21 protein-coding genes are annotated in these 25267 nt (G+C 56.7%); 14 read left to right on the top strand and 7 right to left on the bottom strand.

Annotated elements, in window-relative coordinates:
• Window positions 1-93 precede the first annotated feature (93 nt).
• Genes ptsP through APU02_RS26345 form a run of 3 tightly spaced genes read left to right on the top strand, consistent with a single transcriptional unit; the run spans window position 94 to window position 4385 of the window.
• Window positions 94-2595, top strand: a complete 2502-nt coding sequence (gene ptsP / locus APU02_RS19755; RefSeq protein WP_042292626.1) for a phosphoenolpyruvate--protein phosphotransferase — start codon at window positions 94-96, stop codon at window positions 2593-2595.
• 11 nt (window positions 2596-2606) lie between these two features.
• Window positions 2607-3269, top strand: coding sequence for a fructose-6-phosphate aldolase (gene fsa / locus APU02_RS26350; protein WP_042292623.1), 663 nt, complete (start codon window positions 2607-2609; stop codon window positions 3267-3269).
• A 12-nt stretch (window positions 3270-3281) separates the two neighbouring features.
• The gene (locus tag APU02_RS26345) at window positions 3282-4385 is read left to right on the top strand and encodes a glycerol dehydrogenase (protein ID WP_060571010.1); all 1104 of its coding nucleotides are present in this window, start codon (window positions 3282-3284) and stop codon (window positions 4383-4385) included.
• Between the two features lie 49 nt (window positions 4386-4434).
• Here APU02_RS26345 and katG read toward each other — a convergent pair whose 3' ends face one another.
• From katG to APU02_RS19730, 3 genes are all read right to left on the bottom strand, one after another.
• Complete coding sequence (gene katG / locus APU02_RS19740) at window positions 4435-6615, bottom strand: catalase/peroxidase HPI (protein WP_060571009.1); 2181 nt, start codon at window positions 6613-6615, stop codon at window positions 4435-4437.
• A gap of 165 nt (window positions 6616-6780) precedes the next feature.
• Complete coding sequence (gene metF / locus APU02_RS19735) at window positions 6781-7671, bottom strand: methylenetetrahydrofolate reductase (protein WP_042292615.1); 891 nt, start codon at window positions 7669-7671, stop codon at window positions 6781-6783.
• A 177-nt stretch (window positions 7672-7848) separates the two neighbouring features.
• Complete coding sequence (locus tag APU02_RS19730; RefSeq protein WP_060571008.1) at window positions 7849-8736, bottom strand: LysR family transcriptional regulator; 888 nt, start codon at window positions 8734-8736, stop codon at window positions 7849-7851.
• A 90-nt stretch (window positions 8737-8826) separates the two neighbouring features.
• Between APU02_RS19730 and APU02_RS19725 the strand changes: the two genes are divergently transcribed.
• Window positions 8827-9198: a carboxymuconolactone decarboxylase family protein gene (locus tag APU02_RS19725; protein ID WP_060571007.1), complete on the top strand. Its 372-nt coding sequence runs from the start codon at window positions 8827-8829 to the stop codon at window positions 9196-9198.
• A gap of 110 nt (window positions 9199-9308) precedes the next feature.
• Here the strand turns inward: APU02_RS19725 and metL are convergent, their stop codons facing one another.
• Window positions 9309-11741 (bottom strand): bifunctional aspartate kinase/homoserine dehydrogenase II, encoded by a 2433-nt coding sequence (metL, locus tag APU02_RS19720; RefSeq protein WP_060571006.1) that lies wholly within the window; start codon window positions 11739-11741, stop codon window positions 9309-9311.
• 2 nt (window positions 11742-11743) lie between these two features.
• Window positions 11744-12904 (bottom strand): cystathionine gamma-synthase, encoded by a 1161-nt coding sequence (gene metB / locus APU02_RS19715; RefSeq protein WP_042292605.1) that lies wholly within the window; start codon window positions 12902-12904, stop codon window positions 11744-11746.
• 275 nt (window positions 12905-13179) lie between these two features.
• On the opposite strand from metB, the gene metJ reads away from it, so the two are divergent.
• Window positions 13180-13497 (top strand): met regulon transcriptional regulator MetJ, encoded by a 318-nt coding sequence (gene metJ / locus APU02_RS19710; RefSeq protein WP_012907792.1) that lies wholly within the window; start codon window positions 13180-13182, stop codon window positions 13495-13497.
• A gap of 54 nt (window positions 13498-13551) precedes the next feature.
• Here metJ and rpmE read toward each other — a convergent pair whose 3' ends face one another.
• Window positions 13552-13764 (bottom strand): 50S ribosomal protein L31, encoded by a 213-nt coding sequence (rpmE, locus tag APU02_RS19705; protein WP_012907796.1) that lies wholly within the window; start codon window positions 13762-13764, stop codon window positions 13552-13554.
• A 257-nt stretch (window positions 13765-14021) separates the two neighbouring features.
• Here rpmE and priA point away from each other — a divergent pair, with 257 nt between their 5' ends.
• From priA to rraA, 7 genes are all read left to right on the top strand, one after another.
• On the top strand, window positions 14022-16220 hold the full coding sequence (gene priA / locus APU02_RS19700) for a primosomal protein N' (RefSeq protein ID WP_042292602.1): 2199 nt from the start codon (window positions 14022-14024) through the stop codon (window positions 16218-16220).
• A 156-nt stretch (window positions 16221-16376) separates the two neighbouring features.
• Window positions 16377-17402, top strand: a complete 1026-nt coding sequence (gene cytR / locus APU02_RS19695; RefSeq protein ID WP_060571005.1) for a DNA-binding transcriptional regulator CytR — start codon at window positions 16377-16379, stop codon at window positions 17400-17402.
• A gap of 86 nt (window positions 17403-17488) precedes the next feature.
• Entirely contained in the window at window positions 17489-18454 is a 966-nt protein-coding gene (ftsN, locus tag APU02_RS19690; protein WP_060571004.1) for a cell division protein FtsN, read from the top strand.
• 91 nt (window positions 18455-18545) lie between these two features.
• Window positions 18546-19076, top strand: a complete 531-nt coding sequence (gene hslV, locus APU02_RS19685) for an ATP-dependent protease subunit HslV (protein ID WP_042292596.1) — start codon at window positions 18546-18548, stop codon at window positions 19074-19076.
• Between the two features lie 9 nt (window positions 19077-19085).
• Window positions 19086-20417, top strand: a complete 1332-nt coding sequence (gene hslU, locus APU02_RS19680; RefSeq protein ID WP_042292592.1) for an HslU--HslV peptidase ATPase subunit — start codon at window positions 19086-19088, stop codon at window positions 20415-20417.
• A gap of 66 nt (window positions 20418-20483) precedes the next feature.
• Window positions 20484-21410: a 1,4-dihydroxy-2-naphthoate polyprenyltransferase gene (gene menA, locus APU02_RS19675; RefSeq protein ID WP_060571003.1), complete on the top strand. Its 927-nt coding sequence runs from the start codon at window positions 20484-20486 to the stop codon at window positions 21408-21410.
• Window positions 21411-21502: 92 nt separating this feature from the next.
• Window positions 21503-21988: a ribonuclease E activity regulator RraA gene (rraA, locus tag APU02_RS19670; RefSeq protein ID WP_060571002.1), complete on the top strand. Its 486-nt coding sequence runs from the start codon at window positions 21503-21505 to the stop codon at window positions 21986-21988.
• Window positions 21989-22155: 167 nt separating this feature from the next.
• On the opposite strand, the gene zapB is transcribed toward rraA, so the two are convergent.
• Window positions 22156-22401 carry a septal ring assembly protein ZapB gene (gene zapB, locus APU02_RS19665; protein ID WP_120714923.1) on the bottom strand — a complete coding sequence of 82 codons (246 nt, stop codon included), beginning with the start codon at window positions 22399-22401 and terminating at the stop codon, window positions 22156-22158.
• A gap of 399 nt (window positions 22402-22800) precedes the next feature.
• Here zapB and glpF point away from each other — a divergent pair, with 399 nt between their 5' ends.
• Together glpF and glpK are read left to right on the top strand one after the other, a co-directional pair.
• Window positions 22801-23646, top strand: coding sequence for a glycerol uptake facilitator protein GlpF (gene glpF, locus APU02_RS19660; protein ID WP_042292580.1), 846 nt, complete (start codon window positions 22801-22803; stop codon window positions 23644-23646).
• 21 nt (window positions 23647-23667) lie between these two features.
• Window positions 23668-25176: a glycerol kinase GlpK gene (gene glpK, locus APU02_RS19655; protein WP_042292577.1), complete on the top strand. Its 1509-nt coding sequence runs from the start codon at window positions 23668-23670 to the stop codon at window positions 25174-25176.
• The last annotated feature ends 91 nt before the right edge of the window (window positions 25177-25267 follow it).

Here is a 25267-nt window from a genome sequence, read left to right as displayed (position 1 = left end):
ACATTTATCCAGTTTTTGGCAGATTTGTCACATGGCAGAGCTCAACCAAGCCCTTTTATCCTGTAAGCAGAAATCCGTTATGGGAGAGAGGCAATGGCCCTGATTGTGGAATTTACCTGTGAACTGCCCAATGGCGTCCATGCGCGCCCGGCAAGCCACGTGGAAACGCTGTGCAATACCTTTACGTCTCAGATTGAATGGCACAACCTGCGCACTGGCCGAAAAGGTAACGCCAAAAGCGCGCTGTCGCTGATCGGCACCGACACGCTGGCAGGCGACCGTTGCCAGTTGCTGATTACCGGCGCAGATGAAGCCAATGCCCACCAACGACTGAATCAGTGGCTACGCGATGAATTTCCGCATTGCGATGCGCCGCTCGCAGAGGTTAATAACCGTGAATTAGACGCGCTTCCGGCCTCGCTGACTCACCTTAACCCGCAGTTATTCCGCGCCCGCCCCGTCTGCAACGGTAGCGCGGGTGGCGTGCTGACCCCTCTCTCTTCGCTGGATCTTAACGCGCTCGGCGAACTTCCAGCAGCGAAAGACGTGGAGCAGGAACAGTCAGCGCTGGATCGCGGTCTGACGTTGTTAACGAAAAACATTGCGTTCCGTTTGCTGGACAGTGACGGTCCTACCAGCGCGATTCTGGAAGCCCACCGTTCACTGGCAAGCGACGCATCCCTGCGTCAGCATCTGCTGGCTGGCGTTTCGCGCGGCTTAAGCTGCGCGCAGGCGATTGTCGAAAGTGCGAACCATTTCTGCGACGAATTCGCCCGTTCCAGCAGCAGTTATCTGCAGGAACGCGCGCTGGATGTCCGTGACGTCTGCTTCCAGCTGTTACAGCATATTTACGGCGAAACACGTTTTCCGCCGCCGGGCCAATTGACCCAGCCAGCCGTGTGTATGGCGGACGAACTGACGCCAAGCCAGTTTCTGGAGCTGGATAAAACGTACCTGAAAGGGTTGTTGTTAAAAAGCGGCGGCACCACGTCGCACACGGTCATTCTCGCCCGCTCGTTCAATATCCCGACGCTGGTGGGCGTAGAGACAGAGGCCTTAACACCGTGGCGGCATCAGAAAGTGTATATCGACGGAAACGCAGGCGCGGTAGTGGTGTCGCCGAGCGAAGCCATCGAGCGCTATTATCAACAAGAAGCCCGGGTACAGGAGACGCTGCGTGAACAGCAGCGCATCTGGCTGACGCAGGAAGCGCGCACCGCTGACGGCATCCGGATGGAAGTCGCCGCTAACATCGCCCACGCCGTTGAAGCCCAGGCGGCATTCAGTAACGGTGCGGAAGCGGTCGGTCTGTTCCGCACGGAAATGCTGTATATGGATCGCGCCAGCGCGCCGGACGAAAACGAGTTATACAATATTTTTTGCCAGGCGCTGGAGTCCGCGCGGGGACGCAGCATTATCGTGCGCACAATGGACATCGGCGGCGATAAGCCAGTGGACTACCTGAACATTCCTGCCGAAGCCAACCCGTTCCTCGGCTATCGCGCTGTACGCATCTACGAAGAATACGCCGCGCTGTTTACCACCCAACTGCGATCGATTCTGCGCGCATCCGCCCACGGCAGTCTGAAGATCATGATTCCGATGATCTCCTCCATGGAGGAGATCCTGTGGGTCAAAGAGAAACTGGCGGAAGCCAAACAGCAGTTACGCAATGAACACATCCCGTTCGATGAGAAAATCCCTCTTGGCATTATGCTGGAAGTGCCGTCGGTAATGTTCATTATCGACCAGTGCTGCGAAGAAATTGATTTCTTCAGCATCGGCAGCAACGACCTGACGCAATATCTGCTGGCCGTCGATCGCGATAACGCCAAAGTCACCCGCCACTACAACAGCCTGAATCCGGCCTTTTTACGCGCGCTGGACTACGCGGTGCAGGCGGTGCATCGCCAGGGAAAATGGATTGGCCTGTGTGGCGAACTGGGCGCCAAAGGCTCCGTACTGCCGCTGCTCGTGGGGTTAGGCCTGGATGAAATCAGCATGAGCGCACCGTCAATCCCCGCCGCTAAAGCGCGGATGGCGCAACTGGACAGCCGTGCCTGTCGCCAGTTGCTGAATCAGGCGATGGCCTGCCGTACGTCGCTGGAAGTGGAACATTTGCTGGCGCAGTTCCGCATGAGCCAGCAGGACGCCCCGCTGGTCACCGCCGAGTGCATCCGGCTTGACAGCGACTGGCGCAGTAAAGAGGAGGTGATCAAAGGAATGACCGACAACTTACTGCTGGCGGGCCGTTGCCGCTATCCACGCAAACTGGAAGCCGATCTCTGGGCACGCGAAGCAGTATTCTCCACCGGTTTGGGCTTTAGCTTCGCCATTCCACACAGCAAGTCTGAACACATTGAGCAATCGACCATCAGCGTGGCGCGCCTCAACGCGCCGGTGCGTTGGGGAGACGACGATGCGCAGTTCATCATCATGCTCACACTCAACAAACACGCCGCTGGCGATCAGCATATGCGCATTTTCTCGCGCCTGGCCCGCCGGATTATGCATGAAGAATTTCGTAACGCGCTGGTGAACGCCGCGTCCGCCGACGCCATCGCCAGTCTGCTGCAACATGAACTTGAACTCTGAGAGGAAGGAAAATGGAGCTGTATTTAGATACCGCCAATGTGCGGGAAGTCGAACGTCTGGCACGCATCTTCCCGATTGCGGGCGTGACCACCAACCCGAGCATTGTGGCGGCAAGTAAAGAGTCTGTTTGGGATGTGCTGCCTCGCTTACAAAACGCCATTGGCGAAACCGGCATTCTGTTTGCCCAGACCATGAGCCGCGACGCGCAGGGCATGGTGAGCGAAGCGAAGCGACTGAACAACGCCATACCGGGCATTGTGGTGAAAATCCCGGTGACGTCCGAAGGACTGGCCGCAATCAAGCAACTGAAAACCGAAGGGATTACCACCCTCGGCACCGCCGTCTACAGCGCATCGCAGGGGCTGCTGGCCGCGCTGGCAGGCGCAAAATACGTCGCGCCCTACGTCAACCGCGTCGACGCGCAGGGCGGAGACGGCATCCGTACGGTGCAGGAACTGCAAACGCTGCTGGAACTGCACGCCCCGGACAGCAAAGTGCTGGCGGCCAGTTTCAAAACCCCCCGCCAGGCGCTGGACTGTTTGCTGGCAGGTTGCGAAGCGATCACCCTTCCTTTAGATGTAGCGCAACAAATGCTTGATACCCCTGCGGTACAGTCGGCTATTGAGAAGTTTGAGCAAGACTGGAAAAACGCTTTCGGAAACATCAACCTGTAAAGGGGATAACGTATGGATCGCATTATTCAATCACCTGGTAAATACATCCAGGGAGCAGATGTCATCACACGTCTTGGCGACTACCTCAAGCCGCTGGCGGAACGCTGGCTGGTTGTCGGCGACAAATTTGTTCTGGGTTTCGCCCAGGGCGCGCTGGAAAAAAGCATCCAGGACGCCGGACTGACGCTGGAAATCGCACCGTTTGGCGGCGAATGTTCCCAGAACGAGATTGACCGACTGCGCGACGTGGCTGAAAAAGCGCAATGTGCGGCTGTGCTCGGCATCGGCGGGGGTAAAACGCTTGATACCGCAAAAGCGCTTGCACACTTTATGAACGTACCGGTCGCTATCGCGCCGACGATTGCCTCCACCGATGCGCCATGCAGCGCCCTTTCCGTTATCTACACCGACGCCGGAGAATTCGACCGTTATCTGATGCTGCCGCATAACCCGCACATGGTGATCGTCGACACTAAAATTGTCGCTGGCGCCCCGTCGCGTTTGTTAGCCGCAGGTATTGGCGATGCGCTGGCAACCTGGTTTGAAGCGCGCGCTTGTTCACGTAGCGGCGCGGTTACCATGGCGGGAGGGAAATGCACCCAGGCCGCGCTGGCGCTGGCTGAGCTGTGCTACAACACGCTGCTGGAAGAGGGCGAAAAAGCGATGCTGGCCGCCGAGCAGCACGTTGTGACGCCCGCTCTTGAGCGTGTAATCGAAGCGAACACCTACCTGAGCGGCGTCGGTTTTGAAAGTGGAGGTCTGGCGGCAGCCCACGCGATCCATAACGGCCTGACGGCGATTCCTGATGCGCATCACTACTATCATGGTGAAAAAGTGGCGTTTGGTACGTTGACGCAGTTGGTGCTGGAAAATGCCCCGGTAGAAGAAATTGAAACTGTCGCCGCGCTGTGTCACTCCGTCGGTCTACCAATCACACTGGCGCAACTGGATATTAAACAGGATATTCCGGCGAAAATGCGCACTGTGGCAGAAGCCGCCTGTGCGGAAGGAGAAACGATCCATAACATGCCTGGCGGTGCGACGCCGGACGAAGTGTATGCCGCCCTGCTGGTGGCCGATCAATACGGTCAGCGCTACCTGCAAGAGTGGGAATAAGTTGAGTTTGCCGGATGGCGCTAACGCCATCCGGCATCCAGGCTTACATTTACAGCAGGTCGAAACGGTCGAGATTCATCACTTTCACCCATGCCGCGACAAAGTCCTTCACGAACTTCTCGCGAGCGTCGTTGCAGGCATACACTTCAGCCAGCGCACGCAGCACGGAGTTAGAACCAAACACCAGGTCAGCGCGGGTTGCGGTGTACTTCACTTCGCCGCTCAGACGATCGCGTCCTTCAAACAGTTCGCCAGACTCATCGGTCGCTTTCCATTCGTTGCGCATATCCAGCAGATTCACGAAGAAATCGTTGCTGAGTACGCCGACACGGTCAGTGAAGACGCCGTTCTGGCTGCCGTCGAAGTTTGTGCCGAGCACGCGCATCCCGCCGACCAGGGCCGTCATCTCCGGCGCGGTCAGGGTAAGCTGTTGTGCTTTATCAATCAGCAGTGACTCGGTGGTGGAGACATCCAGACGCGCACGGTAGTTACGGAAACCGTCAGCAATCGGCTCAAGCAGTTCAAAAGTCTCGATATCCGTCTGATCCTGACGGGCATCCACCCGGCCCGGCGTAAACGGTACGCCAATGCTCACGCCAGCATCACTCGCCGCCTTCTCAATGCCCACCACCCCGGCCAGCACGATGATATCGGCCAGAGAGGCTTTACCCGTCGACTTTTGAATCTCTTCCAGCACCGGCAATACGCGCGCCGCCGTGGCGTTAACATCCCAGTCGCGCTGTGGCGCTAAAGCCAGACGCGCACCGTTGGCGCCGCCGCGTTTGTCACCGCCGCGGAAGGTGGACGCCGACGCCCAGGCGACAGAAACCAGTTCGCTGACGGACAGGCCGGAAGATGCAATCGCCGCCTTCAGGTTAATGATGTCTTCTTCGGTTGGTTGATAAACCGGCTGTGGCAGCGGATCCTGCCAGATCAGATCTTCTTTCGGTACTTCCGGACCGATATAGCGCGCTTTCGGCCCCATATCCCTGTGCGTTAATTTGAACCACGCGCGGGCGAAGGCTTCGTTAAAGGCCTGCGGATCGTTGAGGAAGCGACGGGAAATCTTTTCGAATTCCGGATCAAAACGCAGCGTCAGATCGGTCACCAGCATCGTCGGCTTACGTTTCTTCGACGGATCAAACGGATCCGGAATGATTTCCGGAGCATCCACCGCTTCAAACTGGATCGCCCCTGCCGGGCTGCGCGTTTGCACCCACTCGTATTTAAACAGGTTCTCGAAGAAGTAATTGCTCCACTGGGTTGGGGTTTGCGTCCACACAACTTCCAGACCGGAGGTAATCGCATCCGCGCCAGAACCGCTGCCAAAAGAGCTTGCCCAGCCTAAGCCCTGGGCTTCAATCGGCGCCGCTTCCGGATCTGGCCCAACGTGAGAGGCAGCTGCCGCGCCGTGGGTTTTCCCAAGCGTATGTCCGCCGCCGATCAGCGCGACGGTTTCTTCGTCATTCATCCCCATGTTGCCAAAGGTGGCGCGAATAGCCGCCGCCGCAGACAATGGTTCACCGCTGTGATCCGGACCTTCCGGGTTCACGTAGATCAGCCCCATCTCAGTGGCGCCCAGCGGCGCTTTCGCCAGCGCTTCCGGGTGGCGGTGAGTCAACCAGGCTTTCTCATCGCCCCAGTTCACATCGAGATCCGGTTCCCAGACGTCTTCACGTCCTGCGCCGAAGCCAAAGGTGCGGAAGCCCGAGTTTTCCAGCGCCACGTTGCCCGCCAGAATAAACAGATCCGCCCAGGAAATTTTTTGCCCGTATTTTTGTTTGATTGGCCACAGCAGACGACGTGCTTTGTCGAGGCTGACGTTGTCAGGCCAGGAGTTCAGCGGGGCGAAGCGCTGTTGACCGCGACCTGCGCCGCCTCGTCCGTCAATCGAACGGTAAGTGCCCGCGCCATGCCAGGCCATACGAATAAACAGACCGGCATAGCTGCCCCAGTCGGCAGGCCACCACGGTTGCGATTCGGTCAGCAACGCTTTGAGATCGCCTTTAAGGGCGGAGTAATCTAATTTGCTGAATTCTTTGCGGTAGTCAAAGTCCTCACCCAGCGGGTTGGAACGATTGGAATGTTGATTCAGAAGGTCCACGCGAAGTTGGTTAGGCCACCAGTCGCGGCTGGTGGTTCCTGCGCCAGCGCTCTGGTCGTGACCGCCCTTATGGAACGGGCATTTTCCGGTGGATAAGGTGTTATGGGTATCGTCAGACGTGCTCATATCTCAGCTCCCTTTTCAATGTTACCGTTACGATATACACCACAGGAGCTTAGATATAGTCGATATAATCCACAGATTCGATAGTCGATACCTTTTATATTTTACGTTAACAAGATGTGGATCAAAACGAGGCGTAAAAAAGCCCTCCAGGGAGGGCCGGGGTATTTACAGGGCAGGTCTGACGCCCAGTGTGTGGCAGATTGCGTAACTCATCTCCGCGCGGTTAAGTGTATAGAAATGAAAATCTTTTACCCCTTCACGGCTGAGAATCTTAACCATATCCATAGCAATATTGGCGCCGACCAGTTTCCGTGTTTCCGCATCGTCATCAAGACCGTTAAACATTTGTGACATCCATGCCGGAATACGCACATTGGTCATATCCGCGAACTTCTTCGCCTGTTTAAAGTTAGAGACCGGCAGGATGCCAGGGATAATTTCCACATCAATGCCTGCCGAAACGCAGCGATCGCGAAAACGCAGGTAGCTTTCGACGTCAAAGAAGAACTGGGTAATCGCGCGGTTGGCGCCAGCATCCACTTTACGCTTCAGGTTCAACAGATCTGCCTGAGCGCTTTTCGCTTCCGGATGCACTTCCGGATAGGCCGCCACGGAGATATCAAAATCCGCCACTTCTTTCAGCAGGCTGACCAGGTCAGTTGCGTACATATCCGGCTTGCCGCTGCCCGGAGGCAGGTCGCCGCGCAGGGCAACGATATGGCGAATGCCGTTATTCCAGTAGTCACGGGCGATGGTACGCAGTTCATCGCGGGTCGCGTCGATGCAGGTCAGATGCGGCGCGGCTTCCAGCCCGGTACGATCTTTAATGCCTTTAATGATGCTGTGCGTACGGTCGCGTTCACCGGAATTGGCTCCGTACGTTACCGACACAAACTTCGGCTTCAGGCTGCTCAGGCGATCGATAGAATTCCACAGGGTTTGCTCCATTTCACTGGTGCGCGGCGGGAAAAACTCGAACGAAACGTTAATCTGACCCTGGACTTCCGCCAGGCTCTGATTCAGGGCTTCCCGCTGGTTGGCGTGAAAAAAGCTCATACCTTACCTCATCAATCGCGTGTCATTATATGTTGTGTTGTGAACATCTATCCGTTTAGACGTCCAGATGTAAAAATGACGGAAAAGTGCGATGCCGTCAACCTAAAAATCAGCGTAAAAGGTGAGGAAAACTCAGGGAAGATGAAAATAATTCATGACGCCAGGGATACCCCGGTATCAGAACCGGACTGACGCTAGCCACTGCCATCGCGCAACGTCCTCTGGCAGCGTCGCCAGGCCAGCCTGAAGCGTCAGTTCACCGTTGCATAGCGGGCGGAAAACTACGCCCCGGCGCTGAATAGCGGCGAACGACGCGGGAAGTAAGCTCAGACCGTCGCCGTGGGCGATGCGGGCGAGCAGCACATCGTGCTCCAGCGGTTCTTCTATACAGGCGGGGAAATAGCCAGCGCGATGAAAAATTTTCCGCGTGTAGTCAAAGAACGCCGGATTGCGCTCACGCTTAAACCAGAATAACGGTCGGTGGTTCAGCCCCTTCAGGGAAAGTGAGGCGGTTTCCGCTTCCGGCCAGCTGGCGGGCAGTGCGGCTATCAGCGGCTCCTGCCAGTCTACTGGCGTAACAGCGAGCCCGGCGGTCTCCAGCGGTAGCGCCACCAGCGCGGCATCCAGCTTGCCCCGACGCACCAGGCGCGCAAGTTCTGGCGATCCGTGGCGTACGATATGCAGTCGCTGCACGCGCGTGCGCAACTGCGTTTCCAGCGGTGCAAACACGCCTTGTTCGAATGCGGTGCTTAATCCCAGTCGTAGCGCGCGATCACCGCGTTGTGCGACCCGTTGCAGCATCGCGTAGGTTTTTTCCTGCATCTCCAGCAGAGGACCGACGATTTCAAGCACCCGCCGCCCTTCTTCTGTCAACGTTAACCCTTTGGTATGACGAACAAAAAGCGTTACCCCCAGCCGTTCTTCAAGCTGGCGAATATGGCGGCTCAGTGGGGGCTGCGACATAAACAATCGCTGCGCCGCACGGCTCATGTTGTTCTCTTCTGCTACCACGGCAAAGTAGCGCAGCAGACGGATATCCAGAGCATGTATCAGCGGTGATGTCATACCAAAAAGGTATCACGAAAACGGTATTATCGATATTTTTTCGGACATCCTATCCTCACGCCACATACTGTGCACCAGGAGAAAAAGACCATGTATTCCGAGCGTTTTATAAAGGGCCAGCAGATGCTGCAACAGGTAGACGGTAAAGGCGGCGATGCGGTTATCGACAGTTTGCGGGATATCGCGCCGGACTTCGCCCGCTATCTGATTGAATTTCCGTTTGGCGACATTTATTCCCGCTCAGAGCTGGATTTACGCAGTCGGGAAATCGCCACGGTCGCGGCATTAACCGCCATGGGCAACGCCGCGCCGCAGCTAAAAGTGCATATCGAAGCCGCCTTACATGTCGGACTTACGCAGGCGGAAATCATTGAAGTCATGATGCAGATGGCGGTCTACGCCGGATTTCCGGCTGCGCTAAACGGGCTGTTCGCCGCAAAAGAGGTTTTTGCCCGACAATAAAATAGCGTCGACCACAGGCAAATTACATGAATCGCCAGCCGGTATCGCGCCCGATGACAACGCTGATGCAGCCGGATAAGGCGAAACCGCCCTCCGGCCTGCAACACAGGTTATAACAGTTGCGCCAGGCGGTTGATGTCCGACTGAATCGCCCCGGCGGTCACGTCGCGTCCCGCGCCCGGCCCGCGGATCACCAGCGGGTTGTCGCGATACCAGCGGCTTTCGATGGCAAATACGTTATCACACGGCAGCAGCGCCGCCAGCGGATGCTCCGGGCGCACGGCTTCGACGCCAACGCGCGCTTTACCGTTAGCGTCAAAACGCGCCACGTAGCGCAGCACCAGTCCCATCTCGCGGGCGGCCTCCAGACGCTGAACCATCTGCTCATTCAGCTCATCGCCGTTTTCAAAGAAATGGTCGATGGAGCCCTCTTCGCAATGCGCGGGTACCAACGACTCGACGCGCACCTGATCCGGCTCGATATCGTAACCTGCTTCACGTGCCAGAATCACCAGTTTACGCATCACGTCTTTACCGGACAGATCCACACGCGGGTCCGGCTCGGTCAGCCCCTGCTGCCAGGCCTGATCCACCAGTTCGGTGAACGGCACGGTGCCGTCAAACTGCAGGAACAGCCACGAGAGCGTACCGGAGAAGATCCCACTGATCGACAAAATGGTATCGCCACTGTCGATGAGATCGCGCACGGTATGGTTGATTGGCAATCCGGCCCCCACGGTGGCGTTATACAGCCAGTGGCGACCCGTTTTATCAAACGCGTCGTGAATTTGCCGGTACTTGTCACTGTTACTCGCCCCGGCCAGTTTATTGGCGCTGATAACGTGAAAACCGTGGCTGGCAAAGTCGAGATATTGATCCGCCAGTTGCTCGCTCGCCGTCACGTCCAGCACCACCAGATCATCGTACGGGTGCGCGCGCATCCATAAAAACAGCGACTCTTCATCCTGTTCAACGGCTTCGTCGCCAAAGAACGCCAGCGCACGGCTGGCATCCAGTCCTTCGTAGTTCAGCAGGCTGCGGCGACTGTCCACCACGCCCGCCAGCACAAATTCAAACCCGGTACGCGCCGACAACGTGCTCTGCTCGCGGGCAAACAGTTCCAGCCAACGGGAGCCAATATTGCCCTTACCAAACAGCACCAGACCGATACGCTTTTCGGCGCGGAAAAGAGACTGATGTAAGCCCTGAATCAGGCTTTCGGTCGGGCCTGTACGTAACACCGCGACCAGGCTGATGCCCTCTTCCGATTGCCAGGTGAACTCGACCGGCTGACCTTTTAGTTGCTGCCAAAAACGGTGGCAGTGCAGCGGGTTGCGGGTGACCCCCGCACCGACCATTGCCACCAGCGCAAGCCCCTGCCGCAGGCGCAGTTCTCCCGGTAAGCCCGCCTCGTCAAGGATCCTCAGCGCGCTGTCGGCGACTTCAGAGGTGTAGCAGAACTGAAGCAGTTGACGATCGTGATGGACGCCCACCGCCAGCGGTCGCACCTGCGCGCGTTTCAGGATCTGGTCGATATCCTTATACGCCAGCTTAAACTCCTGGCTCGCGGGCACCTGAAACTCAATCAGGCACACATCATCATGACTGGTAACGATACGCGCGCCTGTCCCGGAAGCCAGCACACGTTCAATGCGCGTGGACCCCTGATCCGGCGTGTAGCTACAGCGTAATTGCAGATCGATATCGCTGCCGGAAACGGGCTGCAGCGTGCGCGCGTGCAGCACCGGCGCTGCCAGACGCGCCAGCTCGCTGGCTTCATCCAGACGCAACAGGGGCAGCAGGCAGGCATCCTTCACCTTGCGCGGATCGGCGCTGTAAACCCCGGCGACGTCGCTCCAGATGGTGACCCGGGAAACGCCCGCCAGCGCGCCTATCTGCGTCGCCGAGTAGTCAGAACCGTTGCGCCCCAGCAGTACCGTTTCACCCGCATTGCTGCGGCTGATAAAACCCGTGACCACCAGACGTTTGCCCGGATGCTGCACCAGCAACTGTTGCAACAACGGATAAGATAAACCTTCGTCGACCTGCGGCTGCGCGGCGCGCTCGGCGCGGAGAAATTCGCGCGCGTCCAGCCAGGCGGATTCCATTCCCTGCTGATTGAGCACCGCAGACATCAGTCGCGCGGACCAGACTTCGCCGTGGCCGACCACTTCCGCGTAGACCGCATCGGTGACGCCGCTGTCCAGCAGCGCCGCCAGACGTTCCAGGTCGCTGATGAACAGACTGATCAAACTGTCCGCCACATCGGCAGGCAGCAGACCGCTGATCAGATCGCACTGATAGCGACGAAGAGTTTGTTGCACCTGATGCGCAGAGAGGCGATCGGTCTGACTGAGTTTCAGCCAGCTAATCAACTGGTTGGTGGTGCTGCCTGCGGCGGAAACCACCATCATATCGTCAGGCTGTGAGTATTCCGCCATAATGCCCGCCACGCGCAGATAACACTTCACGTCAGCCAGACTACTGCCACCAAATTTATGCAGTTGGCGACCCTTCGCCCCTGCCTGCGCAATCACACTCATGTTTACCCCTTGTTTGCAGCCCGGAAGCCATTTTCCAGGTCGGCAATTAAATCTTCGCCATCTTCAATACCGGTGGAGATACGCAGCAGCGTCTCGGAGATCCCGGCGGCAGCGCGCGCTTCGGGCGCCATGCCTGCATGGGTCATCGTCGCGGCGTGAGAGATCAAACTTTCCACTCCCCCTAAGGATTCCGCCAGCGTAAACAACGACAGCCCGCCGAGGAAACGACGCAGCGTCTGCTCATCGCCATCCAGTTCAAAACTCAACATCGCGCCAAAGCCTTTTTGCTGGCGCGCGGCAATTTCATGGCCCTGATTTTCCGGCAGTGATGGATGATACAGTTTTTTCACCAGCGGCTGGGTTTGCAGGTAATCGACAATCGCCTGCGCGTTACGCTGCGCCACTTCCATGCGCGGCGACAGCGTGCGCAGCCCGCGCAGCAGCAAATAGCTGTCAAAGGCGCTACCGGTGACGCCGATATTATTCGCCCACCATGCCAGTTCGGTAACGGTATCCGGATCTTTCGCAATCACCACGCCCGCCACCACGTCAGAGTGGCCATTCAGATATTTCGTGCATGAATGCAACACCAGATCGGCGCCCAATGCCAGCGGATTTTGCAACGCCGGGCTTAAAAACGTGTTATCGACGACGCTCACCGCCCCGGCGTCCCGCGCCAACTGGCAGATCTTCGCAATATCCACCACGCGTAACAGCGGATTACTCGGACTTTCTACCAGTACCAGCTTCGGTTTTTCCGCCAGCGCGGCCCGTAGCGCTTGCTCGTTGCCCTGGTCGACAAACAGGACGCGATAGCACCCACGCTTCGCCAGACTGTCAAACAGGCGATAGCTGCCGCCATAGCAGTCGTGCGGCGCCACCAGCAGGTCGCCAGGCTTCAGGAATACCGTCGTCACCAGATGGATCGCCGACATGCCGGTATTGGTCAACACCGCGCCCGCACCGCCTTCCAGTTCCGCCAGCGCACGCTGAACCACATCGCGCGTCGGGTTGCCGCGGCGAGAATAGTCATGAGCGCGAGGTTCATTAAAACCGGTGAAATTATAGGTGCTGGAAAGATGAATCGGCGGGACGACACAACCGTACTGTTCGTCGTCATTTAACCCGCTACGCACTGCGATGGTGGCCTGTTTACGCGTCATGTTAGGGTGTTCCTGAGCTGAGTCGGTGAAAAGTCAGGCTTCAGAGTAAACATTGTGACAATAGACGTCAATACATCTGGACATCTAAACTTCTTTGCGTATAGATTGAGCAAACAGCAAATAGCCGTTAAAATTATATGCATTAGCGCACAACTACAGGCGCTTTACCCGTGTCATGGGATCGCCTGTACGGTAAACTATGCGGAATTCCGGCTGATAGCCACACCGCGTGTGGTCTGGCCCCATATTAATGACAAAGAGGATTAAGGTATCTCATGGCTGAATGGAGCGGCGAATATATCAGCCCATACGCTGAGCACGGTAAGAAGAGTGAACAAGTTAAGAAAATTACGGTTTCCATTCCTCTGAAGGTGTTAAAAATCCTCACCGATGAACGTACGCGTCGTCAGGTGAACAACCTGCGTCACGCCACCAACAGCGAGCTGCTGTGCGAAGCGTTTTTGCACGCCTTTACCGGGCAACCTCTTCCGAACGATGAAGATTTGCGAAAAGAGCGCAGCGACGAGATCCCGGAAGCGGCAAAAGAAATCATGCGTGAACTGGGTATCGATCCGGAGACGTGGGAATACTGATTTACAGAGACAAAAAAAGCGCCTTTCGGCGCTTTTTTCTTTGACAGCAGAATCTTATTTGCTGCCCGGGATGCTGAAACGCTTGTTGAAGCGGTCAACACGGCCACCGGTTGCAACGTCACGCTGTTTGCCTGTGTAGAACGGGTGGCATTTACCGCACACGTCCAGGTTCAGATCGTGACCAACGGTAGAGCGGATTTTCATGACGTTACCGCAAGAACAGGTAGCAGTAATTTCTTCGTATTTCGGGTGAATATCTTTTTTCATGGGGAAACCTCAGTTTAAGGCCGCGTCGCTCTTCCAGCCCTAACGCCAGACACCACGCGATGTTAATTATTTCCCGTCGCCTTCCACTCTACACCAGCAGCGCGAAATTCTCGGGTAATGGTCAATTTTTGACGCGATCAATTTGCATCAAAGGCGGCGAATCATACAGAAATTAGCCAGCTCATGCAAACTGATTCACTTGTCCACCGCAACTAATGTGTATACTAACCCGCCAGATTTCAAGTCAGGATGATGTCATGCCCGTTGCGCACGTTGCCTTACCCGTTCCGCTTCCCCGCACCTTTGACTACCTTCTGCCGGAAGGGATGAACGTCAAAGCCGGGTGTCGCGTGCGCGTTCCGTTTGGCAAGCAGCAGGAGCGTGTCGGGATCGTCGTGTCGGTCAGCGACAAGAGCGAACTGCCGCTGAATGAGCTCAAAGCGGTGGTTGAGGTGCTGGACGGCGAACCGGTTTTCTCGCCGTCCGTCTGGCGGCTGCTGATGTGGGCGGCGGATTACTATCATCATCCTATCGGCGATGTGCTGTTTCATGCCCTACCCATTCTGCTGCGCCAGGGGAAACCGGCAACCAATACGCCAATGTGGTACTGGTTCGCCACCGAAGACGGTCAGGCGGTCGACCTCAACAGCTTAAAGCGTTCACCCAAACAGCAACAGGCGCTGGCGGCGCTGCGGCAGGGTAAAATCTGGCGCGACCAGGTGGCGGACCTCGAATTTAACGACACCGCGCTACAGGCGCTACGTAAAAAAGGTCTGTGCGAGCTGGCAAGCGAAACACCGGGCTTTAGCGACTGGCGCGCCGGTTACGCGGTTTGCGGCGATCGTTTGCGTCTGAACACAGAACAGGCCACCGCCGTAGGCGCAATTCATAGCGCCTCGGACAGTTTCTCCGCCTGGCTGCTGGCAGGCGTCACCGGCTCCGGTAAAACAGAAGTCTACCTGAGCGTGCTGGAAAACGTCCTCGCCCAGGGAAAGCAGGCGCTGGTGATGGTGCCGGAAATTGGCCTGACGCCGCAGACCATCGCCCGCTTTCGCGAACGCTTCAACGCGCCGGTGGAAGTGCTGCATTCCGGTCTTAACGACAGTGAACGCCTTTCCGCCTGGCTGAAAGCGAAAAACGGCGAGGCGGCGATTGTAATCGGTACGCGCTCTTCTTTATTTACGCCGTTCAAAAACCTGGGCGTCATCGTGATTGATGAGGAACACGACAGTTCCTATAAACAGCAAGAAGGCTGGCGCTACCATGCGCGCGATCTGGCCGTCTATCGCGCCCATAGCGAACACATTCCGATTATCCTCGGTTCCGCTACGCCCGCGCTGGAAACGCTGTGTAACGTTCGACAGAAAAAATACCGTCTGCTGCGTCTGACGCGGCGTGCGGGAAATGCCCGCCCCGCCACGCAGCATGTGCTGGATTTAAAGGGCCAGCAGATACAGGCCGGGTTAGCGCCAGCGCTGATCGCCCGGATGCGCCAGCATTTGCAGGCAGACAACCAGGTGATCCTGTTCCTCAATCGTCGGGGTTTCGCACCCGCGCTGCTATGTCATGACTGCGGCTGGATTGCCGAATGCCCGCGCTGCGATCACTACTACACCCTCCATCAGGCCCAGCATCACCTGCGCTGCCATCACTGCGACAGCCAGCGCCCTGTGCCGCGCCAGTGCCCAACCTGCGGCTCTACACACATGGTGCCGGTCGGTTTAGGCACCGAGCAGCTTGAACAGGCGTTGGCGCCCTTCTTCCCCGGGGTGCCGATTTCCCGTATCGACCGCGACACAACCAGTCGCAAAGGCGCGCTGGAGCAACATCTGGCGGAAGTGCATCGCGGCGGCGCGCGGATCCTGATTGGCACGCAAATGCTGGCAAAAGGCCATCACTTCCCGGACGTCACGCTGGTCGCCTTGCTCGACGTAGACGGCGCGCTGTTTTCCGCAGACTTCCGATCCGCTGAACGGTTTGCCCAACTGTATACCCAGGTGTCCGGACGCGCAGGGCGCGCAGGCAAACAGGGTGAAGTGGTGTTGCAAACCCATCATCCGGAACATCCGCTGCTCCAGACGCTGCTGCATAAGGGCTATGACGCGTTTGCCGAGCAAGCGTTGGCGGAACGTCAGACGATGCAATTGCCGCCGTGGACCAGCCACGTCATCGTGCGGGCGGAAGACCATAACAATCAGTTGGCCCCGCTGTTTTTACAGCAGTTGCGCAATCTGATTCAGGCCAGCCCCCTGGCAGACGAGAAACTGTGGGTGCTGGGCCCGGTTCCTGCGCTGGCGCCAAAGCGCGGCGGACGCTATCGCTGGCAGATTTTATTGCAGCATCCTTCACGGGTTCGCCTGCAACATATTGTCAGCGGCACCCTTGCGCTCATCAACACGCTGCCGGACGCGCGCAAGGTGAAATGGGTGCTGGATGTCGATCCGATCGAGGGATAACGCCTTCACGATGCGAGGCGGATCGTAAAATTCAACACCCATCACACTTTTTATGAAAATTCTGTAACCGTTTCCATTCGCTATCTGATAAAAATGTTTTCGATGTGATTTCAACAGGGATAGTGCTGCGCCGGATTACCCTGGCGAGGAGAAAGAGTGAAACCGAAGAAGCAGGTTGTTGCCGCTACAATGAAAGATGTTGCCGAGAAGGCGAAAGTCTCAACGGCAACCGTGTCCCGCGCGCTGATGAACCCGGAAAAAGTCTCCCAGTCCACCCGAAACCGGGTCGAACAGGCCGCAATGGAAGTAGGCTATTTACCGCAGGCGGCGGGACGCAACGTTAAACGAAATGAATCGCGGACGATCCTGGTGATTGTGCCGGATATTTGCGATCCCTTCTTTAGCGAGATCATCCGTGGCATTGAGATCACCGCCGCAAGTCATGGCTATCTGGTGCTCATTGGCGACTGCGCGCATCAGAACCAGCAGGAAAAAACGTTCGTTAACCTCATCATCACCAAGCAAATCGACGGGATGCTGCTGCTCGGTTCGCGCCTGCCGTTTGACGCCAGTATTGAAGAACAGCGCAATCTGCCGCCGATGGTGATGGCAAACGAATTTGCCCCAGAGCTGGAGCTTCCTACGGTACATATCGATAACCTGACCGCCGCCTTTGATGCCGTGAATTATTTACATGAGCTGGGGCATCAGCGCATCGGGTGTATTGCCGGGCCGGAAGAGATGCCGCTGTGCCATTATCGCCTGCAGGGTTATGTGCAGGCGTTGCGCCGCTGCGGCATTACCGTCGACCCGCACTATATCGCCCGTGGCGACTTCACTTACGAAGCGGGGGGCAATGCGTTAAAACAGCTGATGGCGCTGCCGCAGCCGCCGACGGCGGTATTCTGCCATAGCGATGTGATGGCGTTAGGCGCGCTCTCCTGGGCCAAACGCCAGGGAATGAAAGTGCCAAACGATCTGTCGATCATTGGCTTCGACAATATCGCCCTGTCAGAATTTTGCGATCCGCCGCTGACGACGGTCGCACAGCCGCGTTTCCAAATCGGCTGCGAAGCAATGCTGCTGTTGCTCGATCAGATGCAGGGGCAAAATGTGAGCAGCGGCTCGCGTTTAATGGACTGCGAACTGATCCTCAGGGGCTCCACTCGCGCCTTAACGTAAACCTTTCAGACACCCGCGTCTGGTCAAAGGCCCGCCGCTTAAGTAACATGGCGGGCTGACGAACGAATAAATACAGCGAAACGATAGTGGCACAACGAGATTATGTACGTCGCGGCCAACCGGCACCTTCGCGGCGCAAAAAGAGCACCTCACGGAAAAAGCAACGCAACACGTCTGCGGTATCGCCCGCAATGGTCGCCATTGCCGCCGCCGTCCTTGTGGCCTTTATCGGTGGTCTGTACTTCATCACGCATCACAAAAAAGAAGAATCAGAAACGTTGCAGAGCCAGAAAGTGACGGGCAACGGGTTGCCGCCGAAGCCGGAAGAGCGCTGGCGCTACATCAAGGAGCTGGAAAGCCGCCAGCCTGGCGTACGTGCGCCAACGGAACCGTCCGCAGGCGGTGAAGTGATGAAACCGGATCAACTGACCAACGAACAGCGACAGTTACTGGCGCAGATGCAGGCAGATATGCGCCAGCAGCCTACGCAGCTCAACGAAGTACCGTGGAACGAGCAGACGCCGGAACAGCGTCAGCAAACGCTGCAACGTCAGGCTCAACAGCGTCAGGTTGAGCAGCAGTACACGCAGCCGGTACAGCAACCGCGAACCCAGACACAGCCGCAAACGCGTACGGCTCAGTCAGCGCCGGTTCAACAGCCGCCGAAGCAAACCTCGCAGCCGAAGCAAACGGCGTCCCAGCAGCCGTATCAGGATCTGTTGCAGACACCGGCGCATACCGCCGCTTCGCAGCCTAAAACGCAGCAGGCCGCGCCGATTTCCCGTGCGCCAGATGCGCCTAAGCCTGCCGCTGAGAAAAAAGACGAGCGTCGCTGGATGGTGCAATGCGGCTCCTTTAAAGGCGCTGAACAGGCGGAAACCGTGCGCGCCCAGTTGGCTTTCGAAGGCTTTGACTCCAAAATCACCACCAACAACGGCTGGAATCGCGTGGTTATCGGGCCGGTGAAAGGCAAAGAAAATGCCGACAGCACCCTGAGCCGTCTGAAGATGGCTGGCCACACAAACTGCATTCGACTCGCCGCCGGGGGTTGAAACCCCCAAAATCCCCCCCATCTATAGTTGCATTATGCCCCGTACACCGTGCGGGGCTTGTATTCTGCATTTGTAACCAAGGGGTCTGCTCGTGACAACAATAGTAAGCGTACGCCGTAACGGCCATGTGGTTATCGCCGGCGATGGCCAGGCCACGCTGGGTAATACCGTAATGAAAGGCAACGTGAAGAAAGTGCGCCGCCTGTACAATGACAAAGTCATTGCGGGCTTTGCGGGTGGCACCGCGGACGCATTCACGCTGTTCGAACTGTTTGAGCGCAAGCTGGAAATGCATCAGGGTCACCTGGTCAAAGCCGCCGTTGAGCTGGCGAAAGACTGGCGTACCGATCGCATGCTGCGCAAGCTCGAAGCACTGCTGGCGGTTGCCGATGAAACCGCGTCGCTCATCATCACCGGTAATGGCGACGTCGTGCAGCCTGAAAACGATCTGATTGCCATCGGCTCCGGCGGTCCCTACGCCCAGGCCGCGGCGCGTGCTTTGCTGGAAAACACCGAGCTCGGCGCTCGCGACATTGCTGAAAAAGCGTTGGATATTGCAGGCGATATCTGCATTTATACCAACCACTTCCACACCATCGAAGAATTGACCTCTAAAGCGTAAGGATCTCCCATGTCTGAAATGACCCCACGCGAAATCGTCAGCGAACTGAACAAGCACATCATCGGCCAGGATAACGCCAAGCGCTCCGTGGCGATTGCGCTGCGTAACCGCTGGCGCCGTATGCAGCTCGACGAAGAGCTGCGCCATGAAGTGACGCCTAAAAATATCCTGATGATTGGCCCGACCGGCGTCGGTAAAACCGAGATCGCCCGTCGTCTGGCGAAACTGGCCAACGCGCCGTTCATCAAAGTTGAAGCGACCAAATTCACCGAAGTCGGCTACGTTGGTAAAGAAGTCGACTCCATTATTCGCGATCTCACCGACGCCGCCGTCAAAATGGTGCGCGTACAGGCGATCGAAAAAAACCGCTACCGCGCGGAAGAGATGGCGGAAGAGCGCATTCTCGACGTGCTGATCCCGCCGGCAAAAAACAACTGGGGCCAGGCGGAACAGCAGGCCGAGCCGTCTGCGGCGCGCCAGGCATTCCGTAAAAAACTGCGTGAAGGCCAACTCGACGATAAAGAAATCGAGATCGACCTTGCCGCAGCGCCAATGGGCGTTGAAATCATGGCGCCGCCGGGAATGGAAGAGATGACCAGCCAGCTGCAGTCAATGTTCCAGAACCTCGGCGGACAGAAACAGAAACCGCGTAAGCTGAAAATCAAAGACGCGATGAAGCTGTTGATCGAAGAAGAAGCGGCCAAGCTGGTGAATCCGGAAGAGCTTAAGCAGGATGCCATCGACGCCGTGGAGCAGCACGGGATCGTGTTTATCGACGAGATCGACAAAATCTGTAAACGCGGCGAATCGTCTGGTCCGGACGTCTCCCGTGAAGGCGTACAGCGTGACCTGCTGCCGCTGGTAGAAGGCTGCACCGTCTCCACCAAACACGGTATGGTCAAAACCGATCACATTCTGTTTATCGCGTCTGGCGCATTCCAGGTGGCGAAACCGTCTGACCTGATCCCGGAGCTGCAGGGTCGTCTGCCGATTCGCGTTGAGCTTCAGGCGCTGACCACCAGCGACTTCGAACGCATTCTGACCGAACCGAACGCTTCCGTTACCGTTCAGTACAAAGCGCTGATGGCGACCGAAGGCGTGAACATTGAGTTTACCGATTCTGGTATTAAGCGCATTGCCGAAGCCGCATGGCAGGTGAACGAAACCACCGAGAACATCGGCGCCCGTCGTTTGCACACCGTTCTGGAGCGTCTGATGGAAGATATTTCCTACGATGCGAGCGATTTGAATGGCCAAAGCATAACAATTGATGCGGATTATGTGAGCAAACATCTGGATGCGCTGGTCGCAGATGAAGATCTGAGCCGTTTTATCTTATAATCGCGTTCAATGCATTTTCATCACTGTTGATGGGGCTGAAAGGCCCCATTTTTATTGGCGCTAACTATGACTGAACAACACATTAGCCGCACTCAGGCCTGGCTGGAAAGTTTACGACCCAAAACCCTGCCGCTGGCCTTCGCGGCCATTATCGTCGGCACCACGCTGGCGTGGTGGCAGGGATATTTCGATCCGCTGGTGGCCCTGCTGGCGTTAATTACCGCCGGGCTGCTGCAAATCCTGTCGAATCTTGCCAATGACTATGGCGACGCGGTAAAAGGCAGCGACAAGCCGGACCGCATCGGGCCGCTGCGCGGAATGCAAAAAGGGGTGATTACCCAGCAGGAGATGAAACGCGCGCTGATTATCACCGTGGCGCTCATTTGCCTGTCAGGGCTGGCGTTGGTGGCTGTGGCTTGCCATACCCTGACTGATTTTGTCGGTTTCCTCGTGCTCGGCGGGCTGTCGATTATCGCCGCCATCACTTACACCGTGGGTAATCGTCCGTATGGTTATATTGGTCTGGGTGATATTTCCGTGCTGGTTTTCTTCGGCTGGCTCAGCGTGATGGGAAGCTGGTACCTGCAGGCGCACACCTTGATCCCGGCGTTGATTTTGCCAGCGACCGCCTGCGGCCTGCTGGCAACGGCGGTATTGAACATCAATAACCTGCGTGATATCAACAGCGACCGCGAGAACGGCAAAAACACGCTGGCGGTCCGCTTAGGCGCGGTAAACGCCCGCCGTTATCACGCCTGTCTGTTGATGGGAACGCTGGTCTGCCTGGCGCTGTTCAATCTGCTTTCCCTGCAAAGTCCGTGGGGCTGGCTGTTCCTGCTGGCCGCGCCGCTGCTGGTAAAACAGTCGCGTTACGTCATGCGCCAGATGGACCCGGCGGCCATGCGTCCCATGCTGGAACGCACCGTAAAAGCGGCCTTGCTGACTAACCTGCTGTTTATTGTAGGGATTATCTTAAGTCAGTGGGGCAGATAACTGACAAATATCAATTAACAATTGATGATTTTGCCAACAGTGCACTTAGCGCGATATACTAAAAATTCTCGCAGCAACTGAACGTTAAGCCTATGAAATACGATACTTCCGAGCTTTGTGACATCTATCAAGAAGATGTCAACGTCGTGGAACCGCTGTTCTCTAACTTTGGAGGACGGTCGTCGTTTGGCGGACAAATCGTCACGGTGAAATGTTTCGAGGACAACGGGTTGCTGTACGATCTGCTCGAACAAAATGGCCGTGGTCGCGTTCTGCTGGTCGACGGCGGCGGTTCTGTCCGTCGTGCGCTGGTCGACGCCGAACTGGCGCGCCTGGCGGCACAGAATGAATGGGAAGGTCTGGTGCTCTACGGCGCGGTGCGTCAGGTAGACGACCTGGAAGAACTGGATATCGGTATCCAGGCGATTGCCGCGATTCCGGTCGGCGCGGCAGGAGAAGGGATTGGCGAAAGTGATGTCCGCGTCAACTTCGGCGGCGTGACGTTCTTCTCCGGTGACCACCTCTACGCCGACAATACCGGCATCATCCTTTCCGAAGACCCGCTGGACATTGAGTAATCAAAAAAGGCACCACAAGGTGCCTTTTTTATACGTGACGTAATCTGTAAGCCTGATAAGCGTAGCGCGCCATTGAGGTTATTGTGCCGGATGGCGGCGCGAGCGCCTTATCCGACCTACAAAATCTACAAAATCACCACGATGATTACGCGAAAGATAAAGCGTAATTAGACTTCTTCCATACGGCCTAAAAGAGCCTGCAACCGATCCTGCCAGCCGTTCTGCTGCTCTTTCAGAGAATGGTTCTCGCGCTCCAGCTCTTCACGGCTGTGCTGTGCAGACTGCACTTCCTGCGCCAGCGAGTTATTCTTTTCTTTCAGCTCTTCGATTTCCATCTGCAGCAAAGTGATGGTATCAATCGCCTGCTGTACTTTTGCTTCCAGTTTCTCAAACACTTCTAAAGACATGGTCATACTCTCCTGAATTGCAAGGCGACGCTTCACGCATACGCGCACAATATCGCATAATCTATAGTGCCCGATTGTATGAAGCCCCGCCGCCCCTGTCCAGCAGCATCCCGCGCAGATTGCGGTTTGCCACACTTTTCATCCTTCTCCTGGTGACATTCGCCCTATAACTCCAAAGTGTTAACACATTGGTTAAAGAAATGATTCAGCTCACAGTTCTTATGTATTGCAAAACGCGCTTTATGGCGCGATAACGCTCATTTTATTGACGGAGCACACACATTTTAATTTCGATATTTCTCGTTTTTGCTCGTTAACGATAAATTAACAGTATGCCTACAGGGCATCGCGGACGTCAGTGACCTCCTCGCTTACAATAAACACTAATCTCTTCAGGATCCGATTATGAGTCAAACATCAACCTTAAAAGGCCAGTGCATTGCTGAATTCCTCGGTACCGGGTTGTTGATTTTCTTCGGTGTGGGGTGTGTCGCTGCGCTAAAAGTCGCCGGAGCGTCTTTTGGACAGTGGGAAATCAGCGTCATCTGGGGGCTGGGGGTAGCGATGGCTATCTACCTGACCGCAGGCGTGTCTGGCGCGCACCTGAATCCGGCAGTCACCATTGCGTTATGGCTGTTTGCTTGTTTCGACAAGCGTAAAGTTGTTCCTTTTATTATTTCTCAGTTTGCCGGCGCGTTTTGCGCAGCGGCGTTAGTTTACGGGCTTTATTACAATCTTTTCGCGGACTATGAGCTGACGCACCACATCGTACGCGGCAGCGTTGAAAGTGTTGATCTGGCTGGCACTTTCTCGACATATCCCAATCCACATATCAATTTTGTGCAGGCCTTCGCGGTTGAAATGGTGATTACCGCTATTCTGATGGGGCTTATCCTGGCGCTGACCGACGACGGTAACGGTGTTCCTCGCGGCCCGCTGGCGCCGCTGCTGATTGGCTTGCTGATTGCGGTTATCGGCGCATCAATGGGGCCACTGACCGGCTTTGCAATGAACCCGGCGCGTGACATCGGTCCGAAAGCGTTCGCCTGGCTGGCCGGTTGGGGTAACGTGGCCTTCACCGGCGGCAAAGATATTCCTTACTTCCTGGTGCCGCTGTTCGGCCCCATCGTCGGCGCTATTCTGGGCGCGTTTGCCTATCGCAAGCTGATTGGCCGCCATTTGCCGTGCGATACCTGTGTCGTGGAAGAGAAGGAAACCACGGCCGCTACACAACAAAAAGCTTCGCTGTAATGTGACTACGGGACAAAAATTATGACTGACAAAAAGTATATCGTTGCGCTCGACCAGGGCACCACCAGCTCCCGCGCCGTTGTGATGGATCACGATGCGAATATCGTGAGCGTTTCCCAACGCGAATTTGAGCAGATCTACCCGAAAGCAGGCTGGGTTGAGCACGACCCGATGGAAATCTGGGCGACGCAAAGCTCTACGCTGGTGGAAGTCCTGGCGAAAGCAGACATCAGTTCCGATCAAATTGCAGCGATCGGTATCACCAACCAGCGTGAGACCACCATTGTCTGGGAGCGTGAGACCGGCAAGCCGATCTATAACGCCATCGTCTGGCAGTGTCGTCGTACCGCCGACATTTGCGAGCACTTAAAACGCGACGGCATGGAAGAGTATGTCCGTAGCACCACCGGTCTGGTGATTGACCCTTACTTCTCCGGCACCAAAGTGAAGTGGATCCTCGACCACGTTGAAGGCTCACGCGAGCGCGCGCGTCGGGGCGAATTGTTGTTCGGTACAGTGGACACCTGGCTTATCTGGAAAATGACCCAGGGACGCGTACACGTGACGGATTACACCAACGCCTCGCGCACCATGCTGTTCAACATCCACACCCTGGACTGGGACGACAAGATGCTGGATGCGCTGGATATTCCGCGCGCGATGCTGCCGGAAGTGCGCCGTTCTTCTGAAGTGTACGGCCAGACCAATATCGGCGGTAAAGGCGGCACGCGCATTCCTATCGCCGGTATCGCCGGTGACCAGCAGGCGGCACTGTTCGGCCAACTGTGCGTTAAAGAAGGGATGGCGAAGAATACCTACGGCACCGGCTGCTTTATGCTGATGAATACCGGCGAGAAAGCAGTTAAGTCCGAAAACGGACTTTTGACCACCATCGCCTGTGGCCCGACCGGCGAAGTGAACTACGCGCTGGAAGGTGCGGTGTTTATGGCCGGTGCGTCTATCCAGTGGCTGCGTGATGAAATGAAGTTGATCAGCGACGCCTTCGACTCTGAATATTTTGCCACCAAAGTGAAGGACACTAACGGCGTGTATGTGGTGCCGGCGTTTACTGGTCTCGGCGCACCCTACTGGGACCCGTATGCCCGTGGCGCGATCTTCGGCCTGACCCGTGGGGTGAATTCCAACCACATCATCCGCGCGACGCTGGAATCGATCGCTTATCAGACCCGTGATGTGCTGGAGGCAATGCAGGCAGACTCCGGTATTCGCCTACACGCTCTGCGTGTTGACGGCGGCGCGGTCGCTAATAACTTCCTGATGCAGTTCCAGTCGGACATTCTCGGTACACGCGTCGAGCGCCCGGAAGTGCGTGAAGTCACCGCGCTGGGGGCGGCGTACCTTGCGGGTCTGGCGGTTGGCTACTGGCAGAACCTCGATGAGCTACAGGAAAAAGCGGTTATTGAGCGTGAATTCCGCCCTGGCATTGAAACTACCGAGCGTAACTACCGTTACAGCGGCTGGAAAAAAGCGGTGAAACGCGCGCTGGCCTGGGAAGAACACGACGAGTGATTGTGGAATGCCGGATCGAGGCTTCGCCTCATCCGGCCTACCACGACAAGCAGGATCCCGGCTGGATGGGACACGTTAGCATCGCCATCCG

The organism is Citrobacter sp. 50677481 (genome assembly GCF_001463265.1).
GTDB classification, from domain to species: domain Bacteria; phylum Pseudomonadota; class Gammaproteobacteria; order Enterobacterales; family Enterobacteriaceae; genus Citrobacter_A; species Citrobacter_A sedlakii.
The sequence above is the reverse complement of the archived record's forward strand: the minus strand, read 5'-3'. Positions and strand labels throughout refer to the sequence as shown.

Coding starts and splice junctions, on each gene's coding strand:
- ptsP (WP_042292626.1), top strand. CDS start 94: ATGGCCCTGATTGTGGAATTTACCTGTGAACTGCCCAATGGCGTCCAT.
- fsa (WP_042292623.1), top strand. CDS start 2,607: ATGGAGCTGTATTTAGATACCGCCAATGTGCGGGAAGTCGAACGTCTG.
- APU02_RS26345 (WP_060571010.1), top strand. CDS start 3,282: ATGGATCGCATTATTCAATCACCTGGTAAATACATCCAGGGAGCAGAT.
- katG (WP_060571009.1), bottom strand. CDS start 6,615: ATGAGCACGTCTGACGATACCCATAACACCTTATCCACCGGAAAATGC.
- metF (WP_042292615.1), bottom strand. CDS start 7,671: ATGAGCTTTTTTCACGCCAACCAGCGGGAAGCCCTGAATCAGAGCCTG.
- APU02_RS19730 (WP_060571008.1), bottom strand. CDS start 8,736: ATGACATCACCGCTGATACATGCTCTGGATATCCGTCTGCTGCGCTAC.
- APU02_RS19725 (WP_060571007.1), top strand. CDS start 8,827: ATGTATTCCGAGCGTTTTATAAAGGGCCAGCAGATGCTGCAACAGGTA.
- metL (WP_060571006.1), bottom strand. CDS start 11,741: ATGAGTGTGATTGCGCAGGCAGGGGCGAAGGGTCGCCAACTGCATAAA.
- metB (WP_042292605.1), bottom strand. CDS start 12,904: ATGACGCGTAAACAGGCCACCATCGCAGTGCGTAGCGGGTTAAATGAC.
- metJ (WP_012907792.1), top strand. CDS start 13,180: ATGGCTGAATGGAGCGGCGAATATATCAGCCCATACGCTGAGCACGGT.
- rpmE (WP_012907796.1), bottom strand. CDS start 13,764: ATGAAAAAAGATATTCACCCGAAATACGAAGAAATTACTGCTACCTGT.
- priA (WP_042292602.1), top strand. CDS start 14,022: ATGCCCGTTGCGCACGTTGCCTTACCCGTTCCGCTTCCCCGCACCTTT.
- hslU (WP_042292592.1), top strand. CDS start 19,086: ATGTCTGAAATGACCCCACGCGAAATCGTCAGCGAACTGAACAAGCAC.
- menA (WP_060571003.1), top strand. CDS start 20,484: ATGACTGAACAACACATTAGCCGCACTCAGGCCTGGCTGGAAAGTTTA.
- rraA (WP_060571002.1), top strand. CDS start 21,503: ATGAAATACGATACTTCCGAGCTTTGTGACATCTATCAAGAAGATGTC.
- zapB (WP_120714923.1), bottom strand. CDS start 22,401: ATGACCATGTCTTTAGAAGTGTTTGAGAAACTGGAAGCAAAAGTACAG.
- glpF (WP_042292580.1), top strand. CDS start 22,801: ATGAGTCAAACATCAACCTTAAAAGGCCAGTGCATTGCTGAATTCCTC.
- glpK (WP_042292577.1), top strand. CDS start 23,668: ATGACTGACAAAAAGTATATCGTTGCGCTCGACCAGGGCACCACCAGC.